Here is a 17,719-nt window from a genome sequence, read left to right as displayed (position 1 = left end):
GCATCAAAAATTAAATAATTAAAGCCAGCCATTTTGTTGGCTTATTTTATACCTATAGAGCACGGCATACAGCACAATATTCACTGTGCTGTATGCCGTGTTTTTCTATATTTTATTATTTGGTAGGGGTATGGTTAACCTATTAAACTTATCATTCTCGAAGTATATTTCGTCAAAAGTAATATGGCAACTTTTGTCTTTATTACTTATCTCCGACGTCACGTATTCTCAGAAGATAGAACAAGTCCTTTTGGACAAAAGAAATAAGAATAAGGCATGTCATACGAAAACCTTTCCTGTCTATTTGCTATGAAGGAGTGTTGAGTCTTATTATTCGGTTTTGAAGGAAGAGTAAGAGCGATATTGTAAGAAACAAATCTAATTGTACGGGCGGCTAAAAGTGGTACGGTAATCATCGTTCCATTTCTTTAAGCTGAAGTGCTTTCGCTTGGATTAGAAAAGAGGTGTAACACTATATTAGGTCAAATTATAGAAGATGTAAGGGGGAAACACGAGCTTAGGGATCAGTGTCTTTGCGTAGGGTAATTTGTGATTGACGGATAAACGAATGAGTAGAGGAGTTGGCCCATGCAAATGCTATAGAAAGTTTAGATTTTCTCTGTGAATTAGCACGCTTAGGTCATGATCAAGTAGGTTTTATCACTGTATCGAATAAAGGGTTTCTTGCGTATCCCCAGTTGTGTCATCTACTTACTTGGTCGGTTGTGAATACTTGTGAATTGGTTTAAAGATTATTCAGCAGTAAATAATAATAAAAATGTATATTTGTGTTGTACTTCATTGTTAGTCAATTATTTTGATTGGTTTAATTGGTTTGAGAAGTAAACGAATCAAAGTACATAACCTTCTTTTTGTTTTGTAAAAAACACCATTTTAAAGCAAATCTATTCTTCGCATTTTGCATTCTTTTTTTTGATGATTATTAAAAGTTCGTACCCTGTAATCCCTGTGTTTTTGGGCTTTTTCTCGGTGTTTGTTCGGTATCTCTTCGGAAAAAGCCTTGTTTTTCGAACATCTTCCGAAGAATCTCCGAACAAAGGTTCTATAAATCTCTATGAAGTATTGATTTTATTGGGTTTAAGAACTGATTTGAGCTGCTTTAATCTACTTTTTTAGCTATTCTTATAGTTCATTTTGAGAGGAGTAAAAAATACTATCTATGGACTGTCTGTATATCTATGAATGATATAAATCAAATATTTTACTCTATTGATAAACATCGTTATTTGTTACTACATCGTGATAAGCATCTATAGGTTACCTCTGCGATTGTGATTAATGAAGATATTTTTGCTCTACTATATGATAGTATTTATATTCGTTTTATATTAGCTAAATCAAATTAAGACTTATACTATGAAATTAAAAGAAAAAGGTCATACTATCATTGTTTCAAGTAATGAAGTAACAATAGAGGAGTTTGTCAAGAAGGTGGAAGCGCAGTACAGTGATAGTTTTAAAAAAGCGAATATAATTATTGATTTGAGTCATAATAAGGATATTGTAGAGGAGGAATCTTTAGTTTTATTTGAGGATTTAGCAATCTCACATATGGAAGAGGCTAATAAATCATTCGTCATTGTAGTACCTGATATTGATTTTAATGATTTTGATGGAGATTTAATAGTTGTGCGTACACTACAAGAGGCACATGACTTAATTGAAATGGACGAAATTCAAAGAGATTTAGGATTCTAAATAAAGTAAATAATATATGAAAAGGCTTAAGTAATTAAGCCTTTTCTTTTTGTAATCTGTGGGCTATTTTTGTAAATTACAACCTGAAATAGTAAAAACACAATATATTGAAACTTACCATATTAGGCTGTTATGCAGCTACTCCTCGAACAATAACAAATCCTACTTCTCAAGTTTTAGAGATGAATGGGCATATGTTTTTGATAGATGCAGGTGAAGGAACTCAAGTACAGCTAAGACGCAGAAAGCTTAAGTTTCAGCGTATTAATCATATTTTTATATCCCATTTGCACGGGGATCACTTTTACGGATTGATAGGGCTTGTTTCCACTTTTATGTTGCTTAATAGACAGGCAGATCTACATATTTATGGACCAAAGGGGATAAAAGAGGTGATACTGTTACAACTTCGCTTGTCAAATTCTTTTACGGGATACAAATTGTTCTTCCATGAATTGACCAGTAAGGAAAGTGAAGTCGTTTTTGAAGATGATAAAGTAGTTGTAAGGACGATTCCATTAGATCATCGCGTGTATACCAATGGTTACTTGTTTGAATCAAAACCAGGTGATCGTCGTCTGAGAATTGGTGCCATTGAGGATTTGGGCATTGATAGATGTTACTATCAAAAAATAAAAAATGGTGGAGATATTACTTTAGAAGATGGTACAGTAGTGAAAAATAGCGATATAACCTATGATCCGGATCCAACTGAGAGTTATGCTTTTTGTTCAGATACTTGTTATTCAGAGCAGATAGTACCTATCATCAAGGATGTAAAAGTGTTGTATCACGAGAGTACTTTTTTAGATTCAGAAGAGCATTATACGGAGAAAACCAAGCATTGTACCGCTAAGGAAGCAGCTAAGATTGCTACACTGGCTAATGCAGGAACTTTGATATTAGGGCATTATTCTACGCGTTATAGTGACATTACACTCTTTAAGAAAGAAGCAGAAACTGTCTTTAAAGGCAATATTCTAAATGGTGATGATGGAGCTGTTTTTAACTTATAAATGTATTTACTTATGAGTGATTTAAAAGATTATAGAAAATCATATGAAAAAAATGTGCTTTTAGAAAGTACAATAGATGAGAATCCAATGATGCAATTCCGCAAGTGGTTTTGCGAAGTGGAAGACTTTGGTGGAGTAGACGAGGTAAATGCGATGACTGTTTCTTCGATTGGCTTAGATGGTTTTCCAAAGTCAAGGGTTGTTCTGCTAAAGTCTTATGACGAGAATGGTTTTGTTTTTTATACGAATTACAATTCAGAAAAAGGCAAAGCGATCTTGGCTAATCCACATATATGTTTGTCTTTTTTCTGGGCTTCTATGGAAAGACAAGTTATTATAAAAGGTATAGCTACTAAAGCTTCTGATATTCAGTCAGACAATTACTTTGATTCTCGTCCTTTAGGAAGTCGTATTGGTGCGATTGTATCTAATCAAAGTGAAGTGATTTCTTCTCACGAAGTTTTGGAAAGAGAAATGGAGCGTGTAGAGAAAGAGGTTGCCCTACAGGGAATCAAACGACCAAGTAATTGGGGAGGGTTTGTAGTGAAGCCAATTTCTATTGAGTTTTGGCAAGGTAGACCAAATCGTCTACACGATAGAATACGCTATACTTTGACTGAGGATGAATTAGACTGGAAGATTGAGCGATTGGCTCCATAAATACGATTGGTGTATGAAGAGAGTAATGAAGATTATTTTTGTTGTTGTAACCTTAGGGGTTATGGGATGGGCATTTTTTGAGCAGACAAAAGAGCAACCTAATGTATGGATACAAATAGTGGCAGTGATTTTGTTTTTTGCTGCAATGTCGCGTTTAACTCGTAGGACAGCAAGTAATTCAACTATCGAAAGTCCTGCTGAAAGAGAGTTTAATACTGGAATTAAAAAAGATTTGATTGAATTAGATAAAGAAGATCAAAAGGATGCTAAATAAAGGAGATTATGTACATGTTCTTGATGAGAATGAAGAAGGTACAGTGATAAAGGTTCAGGGAGATTTAATTACCATTGAGACAAAAGATGGTTTTGTATTGAACTATAGTGAGAGAGAACTCTTAAAGGTCAACCGCGAAGCAGTTGATGAAATAAGTTCAGCAACGAGTAGAGGAATGATAGAAGATGCCTTACAAGACAAGGTAGGTCCTAAAAAGCGTTCTTTTACGAAAGAAAAGCGATCTCGAAAAGATGAATTTGTACTCGAAGTAGATTTGCACATCGAAAAATTGACTAAAGATTACGCTCGTTTAGAAAAGTACGATATGTTAACACTGCAGTTAGATGCTGCAAGAGGGCAGTTAGAGTTCGCTATTCGAAATAGAATACCGAGAATCGTCTTTATTCACGGTGTAGGTGAGGGGATATTAAAAGCAGAGTTAGAGTACCTGTTTAGTCGATATCCAGAAGTGGTAGCAGAAGATGCAAATTATCAAAAGTATGGCTTAGGTGCAACTCAAATTTACATCAAGCAAAACCCAAGATAAGCATATATTTAAAAAGGGCATTTTTAATTTATAAAAATGCCCTTTTCTATTTTAATTAATGCTGTATTAGCAACATTCTACTATTGTACAGAAATCGTCTGCAATTAAAGCAGCTCCTCCTATAAGTCCACCATCTACATCTGGTTTGGAAAATATCTCTTTAGCATTTGATGCCTTAACACTTCCTCCATATAAAATTGAAGTGTTTTCAGCTACTGTTTTATCGTATTTTCTTTCAATTTCTTGACGAATAAAAGCGTGTATTTCTTGCGCTTGATCAGGAGATGCTGTCATACCTGTACCAATAGCCCATACAGGCTCATAAGCAATGACAATATTCTTCCATTGTTCTTTTGACAAATGGAAAAGCCCATCTTTGAGTTGATTAAAAATTACATTCAAGTATTGTTTACTTTCTCTGTCTTTTAATTCTTCTCCGATACAGTAGATTACGCGCATATCGTGTCTTAAAGCTGTATTAACCTTATCAGCTAAGATAGCATCAGTTTCATGAAAATACTGTCTTCTCTCAGAGTGTCCTAAGATTACGATATCTACTCCTACACTTTTTAGCATTTGAGCAGATATTTCCCCAGTAAATGCACCTCCTTCAGCTTGGTGCATGTTTTGTGCTGCAACTTGAATATTTGTTCCTTCAAGGTGAGCAACAGCACTACCTAAATTAGTAAACGTTGGAGCAACAATAACTTCAACTTCTTTTCCAGCTGGTAACTTTTCGATTAACTCATCCAAAAGTTTATGTGTTTCTGCATAAGTTTTATGCATTTTCCAGTTTCCGGCAACGATAGCATGTCTCATAATTACTGTATTTTTTTTAATGTTTCTTTTATTTCGTCAAAGCTTTTTTCAGTCGCATTGTAAAGCGCGATCTTTGATTCTTTGTCTACTACTATATACCTTGGTATCCAATTGAGATCAAGTGATTTTCCAAAATCACCTTTCATTCCCTTTCCTTCTGTAGAGAAGTATTGTTCACCGTCGATTCCGTATTTTTCGATAGCTTCTTTCCAAGCTTGTTCTGTTTTGTCCAAAGATAGATTTACAAAAACAGTTTCCGTGTATTCTGCTTTAATTTCTTTTAAGGCAGGAATTGCTTTAATACAATCAGGGCACCATGCAGCCCAGATATCGATTAATATAGCTTTTCCTTTATACTTAGCTAAGATTTGTTCTAAAGTGATTGTATTGCCTTCTAAATCGATAAAATCTTGTTCTAATGCTCTTGTAGCAAAAGTTGTATTGTCTTTCTTTATCTCTTGTGTTTCTTCTTGCTTAGCAGAAACTTCAGTTTGGGGTGTTTCTGTATTGTTGTTTTTTTGATTACACGCAGTAAATGCGAAAGCAACCAAGGCTATTGTGAAAAGAAGTTTTTTCATTAATAAAATATATTAGTTTAACTTAATTCTTGGGTCTAAATAAGCGTATATCAAATCTACTAAAATTGTTATGATTACGAAAGTACTTGCGATAATTAAAACAGCTCCCATAATCACAGGTAAGTCAAGGGTGTTTAAGGCTTGGACAATTTCTTTTCCCAGGCCATTCCAGCCAAATATATATTCTACAAAGACTGCTCCTGCAAGCATTGAAGCAAACCATCCTGAGAGTGTTGTTACAACTGGGTTAAGAGAGTTTCGGATTGCGTGTCGTTTAATTATCTTAGACATTGGCAATCCTTTGGCTTTGGCTGTTCGAATGTAATCTTGATTTAGTGTTTCCAATAGGGAGTTTCTCATTAATTGAGTAACTACAGCCAAGGGTCTTATTCCTAATACGATAGCTGGGAGTATGCAATTCTTTAAGGCAAGGGTTTTTCCTTCTCCAAAGTCATCTATTTCATATAGACTACCTATCATTGGCAGTCCTGTGTATTCATGGAGGATGAAGCCAAATATCCAGGCAAATAGTATTGCGCTAAAAAAAGAAGGTAAACTCATGCCAAATGTACTTACTAATGCAATCAATCGATCCACCCAAGTGTTTTTAAAAAGTGCAGAAATAACACCTAATAATACACCTGCAAAAAGGGCAAGACTAATGGCTAAAAACGATAATATAACTGTGTTTGGCAGTGTTTCTCCGATAATTGTACTTACTTTTTTGTCTGTTTTTTGGAAGCTTTCTCTCAGATAAGGAAACTTTATTTTCAGAGCAATCTCTTTGGTACGCATAATCTGCATACTGGTGTATTTGCCATTGTCATAAGTGAAATCTCCTTCGGTAGTACTGTGAAGCGAAATAGGAGATAGGTCATTTAAGTACAATAAATATTGTGTTGTGAGTGACTTATCAAATCCATATTTTTTCTTAACAGCTAACAGTTGTTCAGGGTTTTCGTTTTGGTCTAACATCATTCTGGCCGGATCGCCAGGCAGAATATTGAATAGTAAAAAAACAACAGTGACTACCCCAAATAGGGTAGCCATTGCATATATAATTTTTTTTATAAAATAACTTAACAAGGAAAACTGTTATTATAAGTTGACATTTTTTCTATCATTCCAGTGTTTTTTCTCAACGATAACACCTTTGTTTAATACTACTATACTTGGGTTTGCTCTTTCAATTGTTTTTAGAGTTGTTCCGTCGCATGTATAATACTCAAAAGGCAATTGGAAATCCTTTATAGTCTTGTCAATTTTCTCTTGAGAAGAAGCAGTCATACCAATTACTTTATAATTATTGACAATTGCTTTATTGGCAAAGTCTTTCATGTGTTTTAATCCTTCAGTATCTGCTTTATCTAAGTCATAACTGATAATTAACACCAATTTAGGTTCTGCCATTAATTCAGCTGTGTGATCTTCTCCGTCCTTATCCATACTAAAGTCGTGAATTGGGGGAATGTAGCCTGCTGAAATTTGGAAATCTTCTCTGCGGATAAACTTAGAACCTTCAGGAATATTGCCTAACTCCTTATCTGTAAATTTCTTTTCTTCACCATCTACTTCGTAATAAAAGTTCATTTCATATTTAGCTCTTGGCGCATCTTCAGGTATTTCCATCCCTTTCATAATATCTGTACCTACTTTGTATGCTCTAAAGTCTTTCAACGGCAAGTGGTTCAATACCCAATATCCCATAAAAGAACACAGTAAAAGAACAACGAGCATTATGATATTGTTAGTAGAGCGCTTAAAGAGAGGGGTGATATATTCTCCTCCTTTTAAAAGGATTAGAATGAATATCAGTAGTATAATATCCTTTGTAAACGATCCCCAAGGGGTAAGGGGAACAGCATCACCAAAACATCCACAGTCAGTCACTTTGTTGAAAAAAGCAGAATAGAACGTCAAGAATGTGAAAAATAGAATCATTAAGAAAAGTGACCATAGTGTCAATTTTCGCTTATAGCCAATTAATAGAGCGGCACCTAATAAAACTTCTGCAATGACGATTATAACGGCTAATGCTAAAGCATAAGGTATTAGAAAAGGAAGGTCTAATACTTCTGTAGAAAAGTACTCCTCCAGCTTAAAAGAGAACCCCGAAGGGTCATTTAATTTTACTAATCCGGAGAGTATAAATAAGACTCCTACAAAAAGTCGCGATAATTGAGTTAGTACTTTCATAACAATTTATTTTGTGGTAAGGTTTGTATTATTTAGTGTTGACAAGGTCTAAGTGAATTAAAGCAAATACAGAGTAGTTCAACATATCATGATAGTTGGCATCTATTCCTTCAGAAACAATTGTTTTTCCTTTGTTTCCTTCAATTGATTTGACACGTAAGAGTTTCTGTAAGATCAAATCCGTTAAAGAGCTCACTCTTAGATCTCTCCAAGCTTCGCCATAATCGTGGTTTTTGTTTTCCATTAAAGCCTTGCAAATTGCAACTTGTTTGTCATATAATGAGATGGCTTCTTCTGCAGTTAAATCAGGTAGATTTGCTACGCCTTTTTCAAGGTTGATTAGTGCCATAATACAGTAATTAATAATCCCAATAAACTCAGGTATTTCACCTTCATCTACTTTGCGGACTTCATTTTCTTGAATACTTCTTATGCGTTGTGCTTTGATATAGATTTGGTCAGTTAGTGAAGGTAAGCGCATTATTCTCCATGCACATCCATAATCTGTCATCTTTTTTGTATATAAATCTTTGCATATCGCAATTACTTGGTCAAATTGGTCAGAAGTCGTATTCATTTGGATTATATTTGTATTATATTTTTCCAAAAATACTAATTATACCTCCTCTTTGAAAGTATAAAATTGTAATTTGGACTAAATATTCACATAAAATTACTAAAAAGTTAGTTACAATACACAATGACAATTAATTGTAAAGGAGAAATCATCGATTTATCCTCTCCAAAGATTATGGGAATATTAAATGTAACTCCCAATTCTTTCTTTGATGGAGGAAAGTATAAGACAGATTCAGCTTTTCTTAAACAAGCTGAAAAAATGATTAAAGAAGGTGCTGATTTTATCGATATTGGAGCTTATTCGAGTAAACCAAGTGCAGATTACTTAAGTGAATACGAGGAGATTAGTCGGCTTATTCCTGTTATTGATCTCTTATTGAGAGAATTTCCTAAACTGTATTTATCTATCGATACTTTTAGAGCTAAAGTGGCAAAAGAGAGTGTTGTAGCAGGAGCTGCCATTATCAATGATATTGCTGCAGGATTCTTAGATGAACAAATGATGAAGGTGGTGGGTGAGTTAAGAGTTCCTTACATTATGATGCATATGAGAGGTAATCCACAAACCATGCAATCACTAACGTCGTATGAGGATCTTGTAAAAGATATTAGATCTTATTTCGCAGAGCGAATCGCCAAAGCAAGAGAATGTAAGATCAATGATATTATTTTAGATCCGGGATTTGGCTTCGCAAAGACCTTGCCTCAAAATTATGAGTTGATGGCAAAATTAGAGTTGTTTGATGTTTTTGAATTGCCTATTTTAGTAGGGATTTCTAGAAAGTCAATGATCTATAAATTATTAGAATCCTCTCCTTCTGAAGCACTGAATGGTACAACGGTTTTGAACACAATTGCTTTGCAAAAAGGTGCAAAAATCTTGCGTGTGCACGATGTAAAAGAAGCAGTAGAGAGCAGAGAAATATTAAAACAATTAGCTATATGAAAAAATTACTGTTATTCTTACTTCCAGCTTTGTTAGTTTTGGGGAGTTGTAATAGAAAACAAATGTTGCTTACAAGGGCTTCACATACTGTTCTGGAAGGTGTAGATGATCATTCCTATATTTATATAGAGTATGACGAAGATACAAAAGGTGCTTATTTGAATGAAACTAATAGAATTGCAGGTACAAATTATTTATTTGCTATTGAGCGAGAACTCAATCTCTTAGATGTAGCTAAGATGGTAAAAAAGGTTAAGGATCACAAGTATGATCAAGAAAATATGCACAGTGATGAGAAAGGCGTATTCTACATCTATGTCGATTCTCTACACAAGAACAGAGCTTGGTTTCCATTTAAAGATATAAATTTCGCATTTACTGGTCCAACAGCATTAGAAAATGTTGTTTACGTTGAGGGTGCAAATGATTTTATCTTCGAAGGAAATAAAATGAATAGAGAAGAATTGATGACTTCTATTCAACAACGAGATAGTATTCAACTGGGTTTTAATAAAGAACTTAGCTTTGAAACTTATCTTCAAGTTCGCGTATTATTAGAGGAAAAAGAAATTAGCGCTAAATTCCAACAAAGTGATTTAGTATATTAAACTATTGAATAATTGAATATTAAGAGACGCAACTATGTATTGTGTCTCTTTGTGTTTTTATGTGCAATTTTTAAAAAGTGATTTGTAATAATCGATTGCAAAAATCGTTATAGAAATATGCATAAGCATTAAAAGTATGAGTATTTGTAAATTGTTGAGCTTATTTTCATTTGTTTTAGTCGGGGTGGGGGTGCATGCGCAAAGAGGAAATGCTGCTCAGGTGTATATTGAATATGCAAAAGGATACAATGGCAGTGATATCATGACAGAATTGCGAATGAAAAGCATAGATACCACGATTACTAAATATTATCAAGCTGTTATACCTGTTTCGGATAAGGATCCATGGACCAATAAGGTTGTCTATTCTACAAAAAAAGAAAAGGATAAGTTTATTATCAATCGAATTGTCTATAGTAAAGAGATTGAAGGTTCGTCTAATCGCGTAAATATGAGTTCTAAGAGTGTATATACGAATGGCTATGGAAAAAACAGTCTATTTACAATAAAGACAAGCACGTATTTAGAGAACGGATGGATGAGTTACTACGAGATAGGCGATAGCAAGAGTGTAATCTCTTGTTATGATTCAACAGGTAAGTTATTAAGTAAAACTTCAGGCTGTTTAGATACCGAAGAAGATTTTTTTGAGTCAATGGATTTAGCACAAAGTGTTGCTTTTCTTTTGAAGCTTACGGAGCAACGTATTCTGAAAGAAATTGCGTTTAAACAAGATACTCCACTGGTAATGGTTTTTACAATAGACCCTGTTTCCAAAAAGAAGAATCTGTACTTTAGTGACTTAGTACCTTATGGGATATCAAAAGAGAAAATCGAATTAATCCAAACAGCTTATAAAAGTTTGTTCTTTCAATTAGACATGGATTTGTTTACTTATCCACGCTATTTGAACGGGCAAAAAGCAGTATTGAGATATCCAATCCCCGTTAGTTTTAAAGCGTCACAAGGGGTTAGTAAGCACTAAGTGAGCGCCAAATGGAGGTGATTAAATAGTAAGCTTACTGATGGTGATAAGGTTCATTTTTCAAAATCGTAAAACCTCGATAAATTTGCTCAATGATAAATAAGCGAATCATTTGATGTGAAAAAGTCATACGCGAGAGGGAGATTTTTCCCTTTGCACTTGCGTATACGCTTTCTGAAAACCCATAAGGCCCTCCTATGACAAAAACTAAAGTTTTGATTCCTGTATTCATTCTTTTTTGCAATTCCTCAGAGAATCCCATACTGGAAAATTCCTTTCCATTCTCGTCCAATAATACTAAGTAATCTGTAGGAGATATCTTAGATAAAATCAACTCACCTTCTTTTTGTTTTTGTTGGGCTTCAGATAAGTTTTTTACATTCTTAATGTCAGGGATAATTTCTAAATCAAACTTGATATAAAAAGACAGTCTTTTGGTATATTCGTCAATCAATATTTGTAGAGGTTTACTATCTGTCTTTCCTATAGCGATTAGCTTGATGTTCATGTTTTGTTTTTTTGCAAAAGTAATTTTTTATTTTCTAAAATCAGAATTGATTTTGAGAAAGTATGTACTCCGTTTTTAGACAGAAAACTTACTGACTATTTCCAGTATTTACCTTTTTTAGAAATAAGGTGTTGTTTTTAAATAAGTTACTGCTTGTCTTTTGGTTTTATTGCTCTGTGCTACTTTGCATGGATCGAATAACAAAGTGAATTTACTTTAAAGTGTAATTAAGTAAAGGGAATACAAGTAAGATGAGGAAATAAAAAAATCTGTTTGGGATGACTCCAAAACAGATTTTTAATATTTGACCGTTATCGATGTACTATCTCTTCACTATGCAATGTTATTTGAAAAAAGTATAGTCTTATCGGATAAATTATTGTTCTTCAACTTGTCCAACATCAAAGCTTTTCATCACTTGTATGTCTTCGTATTGGTCTTTTTGTAAAAGGATATCGACAACAGATACTTTGTGTACGAGTTTTCTTTCTCCTTCAACAGGGTTTGTCCAGCGTGATTCAATTTGTATTTTACCGTTCCTTGCAACCCATAGTTCCAATAATGTATTGGTATTGGCCTCACTTGATCCTGGTATATCTCCTTTGTATTTACATACTTGATCAATATTGATACCAGCTCTTTTGTAATGTTTAAAACTTACTTTTCTATTTTCGTTTAAGTCAATGGTTTTAACTGTTTCGTCAGTAGGGAAATCTTCCGGTTTAAGGTCTAAAATAATAGCTTCTCTATCTGATAAACCAATATATTGATCATTACATGTATTGATGTTCTTCAGCGAATTATCACTGTTGTTGAAATTGAAAGAAAGAGTTCTATTTTCATAGGTATTCGTTCCAAAATACATTTTATCATACTTGATATTCGTGTTTGCATCTACAAAGTTAATGTTCAAAAGCGTAAAGGAATACTGATAGGTAAGTGTAGTCGTATTGCTTGTACTCGATTCGTTGTTTTTGACGTGAATCATGCGCTCAATTCTAACTGTACCTCCTGGTGAAGTCGGAATACTCTGCGTGACATTTGGAAATGCGGGAGCAGGGATATTGCAAATGTTAGATTGGTCAAGTTTAGCACTGTATTTTCTGTATTCTAATGAAGTAGAAGTACCATCAATATTTACATCGACTAATCTCTGTCCTGGATCTGACATAATAGTATTCGTGTCAAGAATCATAATCAGCGCTTCAGTTTCTTGAATCTTGTAATATATTTTTTCGGCACCAATATTAGTACATTTACTTACAGTGGTGTTTTTGCTGAAGTCTATGTCCTTGTATACAACATCTCCATCATCGCAAGAGCTTAAAAATGTTAGAGATATTAAGCTTAGTGCACAAATAATTTTTTTCATAATATGGTCTAATGAATCATAAAGAGCAAAAATAGTTTTTTCTTTGTATATAACATCATTTTTAAGTGTTTAATAGCATATTTAGTTATCTTTGAAAATGTTAAATTTAATGTAAATACATTGTGCCTTATGAGCTCATCTTCTATCAAAACAAATTATCCTGCGCTGTACACTTTAGTTACAGTTTTTTTCTTTTGGGGATTTTTTGCAGCGGGTAATAGCATTTTTATACCCTTTTGTAAAGCCTTTTTTCACTTAGATCAGTTTCAATCTCAATTGATTGATTTCTCATTTTATACAGCTTATTATCTTGGGGCTTTAATATTGTTTTTAATCAGCTCTTATAGACAGAAAGATGTTGTAAGTAGTTGGGGGTTTAAGCGATCTATTGTATATGGACTTTTATTCTCAACCATAGGGGCTGCGGCGATGATTTGGGCTGTTGAGGTAAGTGTATATGTTGCTTTGTTAGTAGGACTTTTTGTTGTGGCATTGGGTTTTTCCCTACAGCAGATTGCAGCAAATCCTTTGGCTATTGCTTTAGGTGATCCCAAAACAGGTACAAGTAGAGTGAGTTTAGGAGGTGGTATTAATTCATTGGGGACGACTATAGGTCCACTTTTAATGGCGTATGCGCTGTTTGGGACAACTAAGAGCTTGACAGATGATCAAATTCAACATTTGAGTTTGGATAAGATGGTGTTTTTATATGCCGCTGTAGGTGGTTTATTCTTACTCGCTGCTGCAATGTTTTACTTTTCTAAGAAAATTCCCGAGGGAATAAGCAATGAGAAGATTGAGCCAGCAAAGAAAGCTATTCGATTATTACTGGTAATGACTGCTTTATTAATAGCGTTGTTTATTCCGGTGTTTAGTTCTTATAATAGCGAAGATTTTTTGAAAGTTGAAAGTTTAGAGTTGGAGTATAAAGAGATAGCGTCCAAGGCGGAGAGTGAACAGCTATCTGTAGAAGCAGTAAGTGAGCAGTTGGATAGATTGCACAATCAAATTGTCGAACTCAAAGAACCTATAGAGAATAAGCGTATTATGCTATTATCTGGCGTATTGTTAGTGATCTCCGGAAGTGTTTTATTGGCTTATTTTAAAAGTAGAAAAAGTAAAGAGGGATGGGGAGCAATGCAATATCCGCAGCTATTGCTGGGAATGTTAGGTATTTTTGCATATGTAGGAGTAGAAGTAGGAATTGGTAGTAATTTGGGCGAATTGCTTAAACTTGAAGAATTTGGTTCTCTCCAATCTTCTGAAATAGCACCTTATCTATCTATGTATTGGGGAAGCTTGATGATCGGTCGTTGGGCAGGAGCTGTGAGCGTTTTTAACTTAGATAAGAGCAAGAGGTTATTCGCTTTGATTGTGGTTCCCTTTGTCGCTTATGGCGTAGTGTTGTTAGCTAATAAAATGGCTGGAAATGAAATAGAGCATTTATACTATTACAGTATTTGTGTTGCTATTCAGGTTTTGTTCTCGTTTTGGAGTAAGAATAAATCTGCGCGAACAATGATATTGTTTAGTTTGTTTGGATTGGTTTCGATGATTGTTGGACTTTTCTCCAGTGGAATGATAGCTGTATATGCATTTTTAGCAGGAGGTTTGGCGTGCAGTGTGTTATGGCCAGCCATTTTTAATATTTCGATTATGGGACTTGGCAAGTATACAGCTCAAGGTTCGTCTTTTTTAATCATGATGATTTTAGGTGGGGGAATTATACCGCCAATTCAAGGCAAAGTAGCAGATATAATTGGCATTCACCAGTCATACATCGTATGTGTGATGTGTTTTGTTTACCTTTTGGCTTTCGGTTTAATCGCCAAAAGAGTTTTAAAAGAGCAAAATATAGAAATAGACAGAATAGAATAGTAAATATAGACGAATCAAAGTTTTAAATTTTGAAAATAGAGCGGACTATTTTTTTGAGATTTACTACATTTGCGTATCGCGAAAAAAAATAATCAATAATATAATACTTCCTAACTTAGGAAAAATAATAAACCAACTAATAATGAAACAAGTATATCTTGATAATGCTGCTACAACATCCGTTCGCCCAGAGGTAATCGAAGAAATGGTGAAAGTGTTGAGAAATGATTATGGTAATCCTTCTTCTACTTATGCAATCGGAAGACATGCAAAATCATTAATAGAGAATGCTCGAAAAGTAATCGCAAAACAGTTTAATGCGACATCTTCAGAAATTATTTTTACATCATGTGGTACAGAAGCAAACAATTGGATTTTGCGTTCATGTGTGCGTGATTTAGGAGTTAAGCGAGTTATAACGACTAAATTAGAACACCATGCAGTTTTAAATACGGTAAAACAATTAAGTGCAGAGTATGGTGTAGAAGTGGTGTTTTTAAATATATTGCCAACAAGTGAAATAGATTATAATCAGTTAGAAGATTTGCTTAAGGATGAAAGTCAACCAACACTTGTTACTTTAATGCACGTGAATAATGAAGTTGGAACAGAACTTGACTTGAAGAGAGTTTCTGCGTTATGTGTTGAACACAAGGCTTTGTTTCACTGTGATACAGTACAGTCAATTGGTAAAACTCGAATTAACTTAGAGGAGTTGCCTATCGACTTTATTGTGGCAAGTGCTCATAAATTTCATGGGCCTAAGGGAATTGGTTTTGCTTTTATTAGAAAAAAGAATGTTTTGAAACCCGTTATTTTTGGAGGAGAGCAAGAAAAGGGAATGCGTGCGGGTACAGAAGGTGTTCACCAAGTAGTTGGGATGGCAAAAGCATTAGAAATGGCTTATGAGTTGTTAGATGAGGAAAGAAAGCACATCAGTGAGATAAAAGAGTATTGTAAAGAACGCTTGAGTGAAGTGTATCCAGATGTGAAGTTCAACGGAAATAATGTCGGTTTTTACAATATATTGAACGTGTTACTGCCTTTGTCGCAAGAGAAAGCAGCTATGATGTTGTTTCAATTGGATATGAAGGGAATAGCTGTGTCAAGAGGTAGTGCTTGCCAATCTGGAAGTCAAAAACCATCACATGTATTGTCTCAGTTTTTATGTGAAGAAGATTTAAAACGCCCAAGTTTAAGATTGTCTTTTAGCCATGAAAATACAAAAGAAGAAATAGATACTTTGATTGAGGTTCTTCAAGTAATCTAAGTCGAGTAAACAAATAAAAAAATCTACTATAAACCATAGTGGATTTTTTTTGTTAAATAAAGAGCCTAAAAAAAGAAATGTGTGTTTTGGAGTAAAATAACATTGTTTTACAAAAACATTAGCATTAAATTTGCGCGCAAACAACAACACACTAAATATGAGTTCAAATAATAGATACGCTTTAAGGGGAGTGTCTGCAGAAAAGGAAGATGTTCACAATGCTATAAAGAACATTGATAAAGGATTATTTCCAAAAGCGTTTTGTAAGATTATACCAGATCACTTAACGGGTGATAGTGATTATTGCTTAATAATGCATGCGGATGGAGCTGGAACAAAATCTTCATTAGCGTATATGTATTGGAAAGAAACAGGAGATTTGTCTGTTTGGAAAGGGATCGCACAAGATGCATTAATTATGAATATTGATGATCTATTGTGTGTTGGTGCAACAGATAATATTTTGTTGTCAAGTACGATAGGACGCAATAAGAACCTTGTATCAGGAGAAGTGATTTCTGCTATTATTAATGGAACGGAGGAGCTAATTAACGAATTAAAGCAATATGGTGTTACTATATACTCTACAGGGGGAGAAACTGCTGATGTGGGTGATTTAGTTCGCACTATTATCGTTGATTCTACAGTGACTGCGCGTATGAAACGCAGTGATGTAATAGATAATGCAAATATAAAAGCTGGAGATGTTATTGTAGGTTTAGAATCATTTGGTCAAGCAACCTATGAGAAGCAGTATAATGGAGGAATGGGAAGTAATGGGTTAACTTCGGCAAGACATGATGTATTTGATCATTCTTTGGCTGCTAAGTATCCGGAAAGCTATGACTCTTCTGTGCCTGAAGAATTAGTGTATTCAGGAAAAGTAAATTTAACGGATGCAGTTGAAAATTCGCCAATTGATGCTGGTAAGTTAGTGTTATCTCCAACTCGTACATATGCTCCAATTATCAAAGCTATTTTGAATAAGTACAATGCCGAACAAATTCACGGTATGGTGCACTGTAGTGGAGGAGCGCAAACTAAGATTTTACATTTTATTGATAATTTACATATTGTAAAAGATAATCTATTTGATGTACCACCTTTATTTAAACTTATACAAGAACAATCTAAGACAGATTGGCGCGAAATGTATCAAGTGTTTAACTGTGGGCATAGAATGGAATTGTATGTAAGTCAAGAAGTGGCTAATGATATTATAGCCATTTCAGAATCATTTAATGTGAAAGCAAAAATTATAGGGCGTGTTGAAGCTTCTGATAAGAAGCAATTAACTATTAGCTCGGAACACGGAACATTCATTTATTAAAAATACAAATACAAATGGCAAGGTTACTTTCGATTGATTTCGGAAAAAAACGTACTGGAATTGCTGTCACAGATGACTTTCAAATTATAGCATCTGGTTTAACAACAGTGGATACTAGTAAATTAATGGACTTTTTAAAAGATTACTTCAGCAAGGAGAAAGTTGAAAAAGTCATTATAGGCGAACCTAAACGCTTAAATAACGAACCTTCGGAGATAACCCCACTATTGAATGAATTTATAGATAAGTTTCACAAGCAGTTTCCCAATATGCCTGTTGAAAGAATAGATGAGCGTTTTACTTCAAAAATAGCTTTTCAAACGATGATTGATAGCGGTCTTAAGAAAAAACAAAGGCAAAACAAAGCCTTGATTGATGAGATTGCTGCCACAATCATTCTTCAAGATTATATGAATCAATAATTTGAGTGAATT

General features: G+C 34.2%; 20 protein-coding genes. 12 read left to right on the top strand and 8 right to left on the bottom strand.

Annotated features, from left to right (window positions below):
• Positions 1-218: 218 nt before the first annotated feature.
• On the bottom strand, positions 219-416 hold the full coding sequence (locus tag GOQ24_RS09050; RefSeq protein WP_155091899.1) for a hypothetical protein: 198 nt from the start codon (positions 414-416) through the stop codon (positions 219-221).
• A gap of 961 nt (positions 417-1,377) precedes the next feature.
• On the opposite strand from GOQ24_RS09050, the gene GOQ24_RS09045 reads away from it, so the two are divergent.
• From GOQ24_RS09045 to GOQ24_RS09025, 5 genes are all read left to right on the top strand, one after another.
• Positions 1,378-1,719: a ribonuclease Z gene (locus tag GOQ24_RS09045; RefSeq protein ID WP_155091898.1), complete on the top strand. Its 342-nt coding sequence runs from the start codon at positions 1,378-1,380 to the stop codon at positions 1,717-1,719.
• A gap of 107 nt (positions 1,720-1,826) precedes the next feature.
• A complete protein-coding gene (locus GOQ24_RS09040; RefSeq protein WP_155091897.1) occupies positions 1,827-2,735 on the top strand; it encodes a ribonuclease Z in 909 nt (302 codons plus the stop codon).
• A gap of 12 nt (positions 2,736-2,747) precedes the next feature.
• Positions 2,748-3,395, top strand: a complete 648-nt coding sequence (gene pdxH / locus GOQ24_RS09035; protein WP_155091896.1) for a pyridoxamine 5'-phosphate oxidase — start codon at positions 2,748-2,750, stop codon at positions 3,393-3,395.
• 13 nt (positions 3,396-3,408) lie between these two features.
• Positions 3,409-3,669 (top strand): hypothetical protein, encoded by a 261-nt coding sequence (locus GOQ24_RS09030; RefSeq protein WP_155091895.1) that lies wholly within the window; start codon positions 3,409-3,411, stop codon positions 3,667-3,669.
• A complete protein-coding gene (locus tag GOQ24_RS09025) occupies positions 3,659-4,216 on the top strand; it encodes a Smr/MutS family protein (RefSeq protein WP_155091894.1) in 558 nt (185 codons plus the stop codon). Before GOQ24_RS09030 ends, GOQ24_RS09025 begins: the two co-directional genes overlap by 11 nt.
• 66 nt (positions 4,217-4,282) lie before the next feature.
• On the opposite strand, the gene tpiA is transcribed toward GOQ24_RS09025, so the two are convergent.
• The 5 genes from tpiA to GOQ24_RS09000 are packed head-to-tail and all read right to left on the bottom strand — an operon-like array spanning position 4,283 to position 8,386.
• The gene (tpiA, locus tag GOQ24_RS09020) at positions 4,283-5,035 is read right to left on the bottom strand and encodes a triose-phosphate isomerase (protein WP_155091893.1); all 753 of its coding nucleotides are present in this window, start codon (positions 5,033-5,035) and stop codon (positions 4,283-4,285) included.
• A 2-nt stretch (positions 5,036-5,037) separates the two neighbouring features.
• Complete coding sequence (locus GOQ24_RS09015; RefSeq protein WP_155091892.1) at positions 5,038-5,613, bottom strand: TlpA disulfide reductase family protein; 576 nt, start codon at positions 5,611-5,613, stop codon at positions 5,038-5,040.
• A 12-nt stretch (positions 5,614-5,625) separates the two neighbouring features.
• Entirely contained in the window at positions 5,626-6,699 is a 1,074-nt protein-coding gene (locus GOQ24_RS09010; protein ID WP_155091891.1) for an ABC transporter permease, read from the bottom strand.
• Positions 6,700-6,711: 12 nt separating this feature from the next.
• Complete coding sequence (locus GOQ24_RS09005; RefSeq protein WP_155091890.1) at positions 6,712-7,809, bottom strand: BT_3928 family protein; 1,098 nt, start codon at positions 7,807-7,809, stop codon at positions 6,712-6,714.
• 28 nt (positions 7,810-7,837) lie between these two features.
• Positions 7,838-8,386, bottom strand: a complete 549-nt coding sequence (locus GOQ24_RS09000) for a DUF1599 domain-containing protein (protein ID WP_155091889.1) — start codon at positions 8,384-8,386, stop codon at positions 7,838-7,840.
• A 123-nt stretch (positions 8,387-8,509) separates the two neighbouring features.
• Here GOQ24_RS09000 and folP point away from each other — a divergent pair, with 123 nt between their 5' ends.
• The 3 genes from folP to GOQ24_RS08985 all read left to right on the top strand — a co-directional run bounded on the left by folP (position 8,510) and on the right by GOQ24_RS08985 (position 10,927).
• The gene (folP, locus tag GOQ24_RS08995; protein WP_155091888.1) at positions 8,510-9,334 is read left to right on the top strand and encodes a dihydropteroate synthase; all 825 of its coding nucleotides are present in this window, start codon (positions 8,510-8,512) and stop codon (positions 9,332-9,334) included.
• Positions 9,331-9,942: a hypothetical protein gene (locus GOQ24_RS08990; protein WP_155091887.1), complete on the top strand. Its 612-nt coding sequence runs from the start codon at positions 9,331-9,333 to the stop codon at positions 9,940-9,942. Before folP ends, GOQ24_RS08990 begins: the two co-directional genes overlap by 4 nt.
• Before the next feature lie 136 nt (positions 9,943-10,078).
• Positions 10,079-10,927, top strand: coding sequence for a hypothetical protein (locus GOQ24_RS08985; protein ID WP_160339518.1), 849 nt, complete (start codon positions 10,079-10,081; stop codon positions 10,925-10,927).
• A 34-nt stretch (positions 10,928-10,961) separates the two neighbouring features.
• On the opposite strand, the gene rlmH is transcribed toward GOQ24_RS08985, so the two are convergent.
• Together rlmH and GOQ24_RS08975 are read right to left on the bottom strand one after the other, a co-directional pair.
• Positions 10,962-11,435 carry a 23S rRNA (pseudouridine(1915)-N(3))-methyltransferase RlmH gene (gene rlmH / locus GOQ24_RS08980; RefSeq protein WP_155091885.1) on the bottom strand — a complete coding sequence of 158 codons (474 nt, stop codon included), beginning with the start codon at positions 11,433-11,435 and terminating at the stop codon, positions 10,962-10,964.
• 376 nt (positions 11,436-11,811) lie between these two features.
• Positions 11,812-12,807, bottom strand: coding sequence for a hypothetical protein (locus tag GOQ24_RS08975; protein WP_155091884.1), 996 nt, complete (start codon positions 12,805-12,807; stop codon positions 11,812-11,814).
• Between the two features lie 129 nt (positions 12,808-12,936).
• Here GOQ24_RS08975 and GOQ24_RS08970 point away from each other — a divergent pair, with 129 nt between their 5' ends.
• The 4 genes from GOQ24_RS08970 to ruvX all read left to right on the top strand — a co-directional run bounded on the left by GOQ24_RS08970 (position 12,937) and on the right by ruvX (position 17,707).
• A complete protein-coding gene (locus GOQ24_RS08970) occupies positions 12,937-14,685 on the top strand; it encodes an MFS transporter (RefSeq protein ID WP_155091883.1) in 1,749 nt (582 codons plus the stop codon).
• A 142-nt stretch (positions 14,686-14,827) separates the two neighbouring features.
• Entirely contained in the window at positions 14,828-15,955 is a 1,128-nt protein-coding gene (locus tag GOQ24_RS08965) for a cysteine desulfurase family protein (RefSeq protein WP_160339517.1), read from the top strand.
• A gap of 157 nt (positions 15,956-16,112) precedes the next feature.
• A complete protein-coding gene (locus tag GOQ24_RS08960) occupies positions 16,113-17,285 on the top strand; it encodes an AIR synthase related protein (RefSeq protein WP_155091881.1) in 1,173 nt (390 codons plus the stop codon).
• A 14-nt stretch (positions 17,286-17,299) separates the two neighbouring features.
• Positions 17,300-17,707, top strand: coding sequence for a Holliday junction resolvase RuvX (gene ruvX, locus GOQ24_RS08955; RefSeq protein WP_155091880.1), 408 nt, complete (start codon positions 17,300-17,302; stop codon positions 17,705-17,707).
• Positions 17,708-17,719 lie beyond the last annotated feature (12 nt).

Origin of the sequence: Myroides sp. LoEW2-1 (genome assembly GCF_009767705.1) — a bacterium.
Taxonomy (GTDB): domain Bacteria; phylum Bacteroidota; class Bacteroidia; order Flavobacteriales; family Flavobacteriaceae; genus Flavobacterium; species Flavobacterium album_A.
This window is presented reverse-complemented; position numbering and strand designations above follow the sequence as displayed.

Excerpts from the sequence above, each read along its gene's own strand:
- GOQ24_RS08990 (WP_155091887.1), top strand. The coding sequence starts at position 9,331 with ATGAAAAAATTACTGTTATTCTTACTTCCAGCTTTGTTAGTTTTGGGG.
- GOQ24_RS09030 (WP_155091895.1), top strand. The coding sequence starts at position 3,409 with ATGAAGAGAGTAATGAAGATTATTTTTGTTGTTGTAACCTTAGGGGTT.
- GOQ24_RS08965 (WP_160339517.1), top strand. The coding sequence starts at position 14,828 with ATGAAACAAGTATATCTTGATAATGCTGCTACAACATCCGTTCGCCCA.
- rlmH (WP_155091885.1), bottom strand. The coding sequence starts at position 11,435 with ATGAACATCAAGCTAATCGCTATAGGAAAGACAGATAGTAAACCTCTA.
- GOQ24_RS08970 (WP_155091883.1), top strand. The coding sequence starts at position 12,937 with ATGAGCTCATCTTCTATCAAAACAAATTATCCTGCGCTGTACACTTTA.
- tpiA (WP_155091893.1), bottom strand. The coding sequence starts at position 5,035 with ATGAGACATGCTATCGTTGCCGGAAACTGGAAAATGCATAAAACTTAT.
- GOQ24_RS09005 (WP_155091890.1), bottom strand. The coding sequence starts at position 7,809 with ATGAAAGTACTAACTCAATTATCGCGACTTTTTGTAGGAGTCTTATTT.
- GOQ24_RS08975 (WP_155091884.1), bottom strand. The coding sequence starts at position 12,807 with ATGAAAAAAATTATTTGTGCACTAAGCTTAATATCTCTAACATTTTTA.
- GOQ24_RS08985 (WP_160339518.1), top strand. The coding sequence starts at position 10,079 with ATGAGTATTTGTAAATTGTTGAGCTTATTTTCATTTGTTTTAGTCGGG.
- GOQ24_RS09045 (WP_155091898.1), top strand. The coding sequence starts at position 1,378 with ATGAAATTAAAAGAAAAAGGTCATACTATCATTGTTTCAAGTAATGAA.
- GOQ24_RS09015 (WP_155091892.1), bottom strand. The coding sequence starts at position 5,613 with ATGAAAAAACTTCTTTTCACAATAGCCTTGGTTGCTTTCGCATTTACT.
- GOQ24_RS09050 (WP_155091899.1), bottom strand. The coding sequence starts at position 416 with ATGATTACCGTACCACTTTTAGCCGCCCGTACAATTAGATTTGTTTCT.
- folP (WP_155091888.1), top strand. The coding sequence starts at position 8,510 with ATGACAATTAATTGTAAAGGAGAAATCATCGATTTATCCTCTCCAAAG.
- ruvX (WP_155091880.1), top strand. The coding sequence starts at position 17,300 with ATGGCAAGGTTACTTTCGATTGATTTCGGAAAAAAACGTACTGGAATT.
- GOQ24_RS09025 (WP_155091894.1), top strand. The coding sequence starts at position 3,659 with ATGCTAAATAAAGGAGATTATGTACATGTTCTTGATGAGAATGAAGAA.
- pdxH (WP_155091896.1), top strand. The coding sequence starts at position 2,748 with ATGAGTGATTTAAAAGATTATAGAAAATCATATGAAAAAAATGTGCTT.
- GOQ24_RS09000 (WP_155091889.1), bottom strand. The coding sequence starts at position 8,386 with ATGAATACGACTTCTGACCAATTTGACCAAGTAATTGCGATATGCAAA.
- GOQ24_RS08960 (WP_155091881.1), top strand. The coding sequence starts at position 16,113 with ATGAGTTCAAATAATAGATACGCTTTAAGGGGAGTGTCTGCAGAAAAG.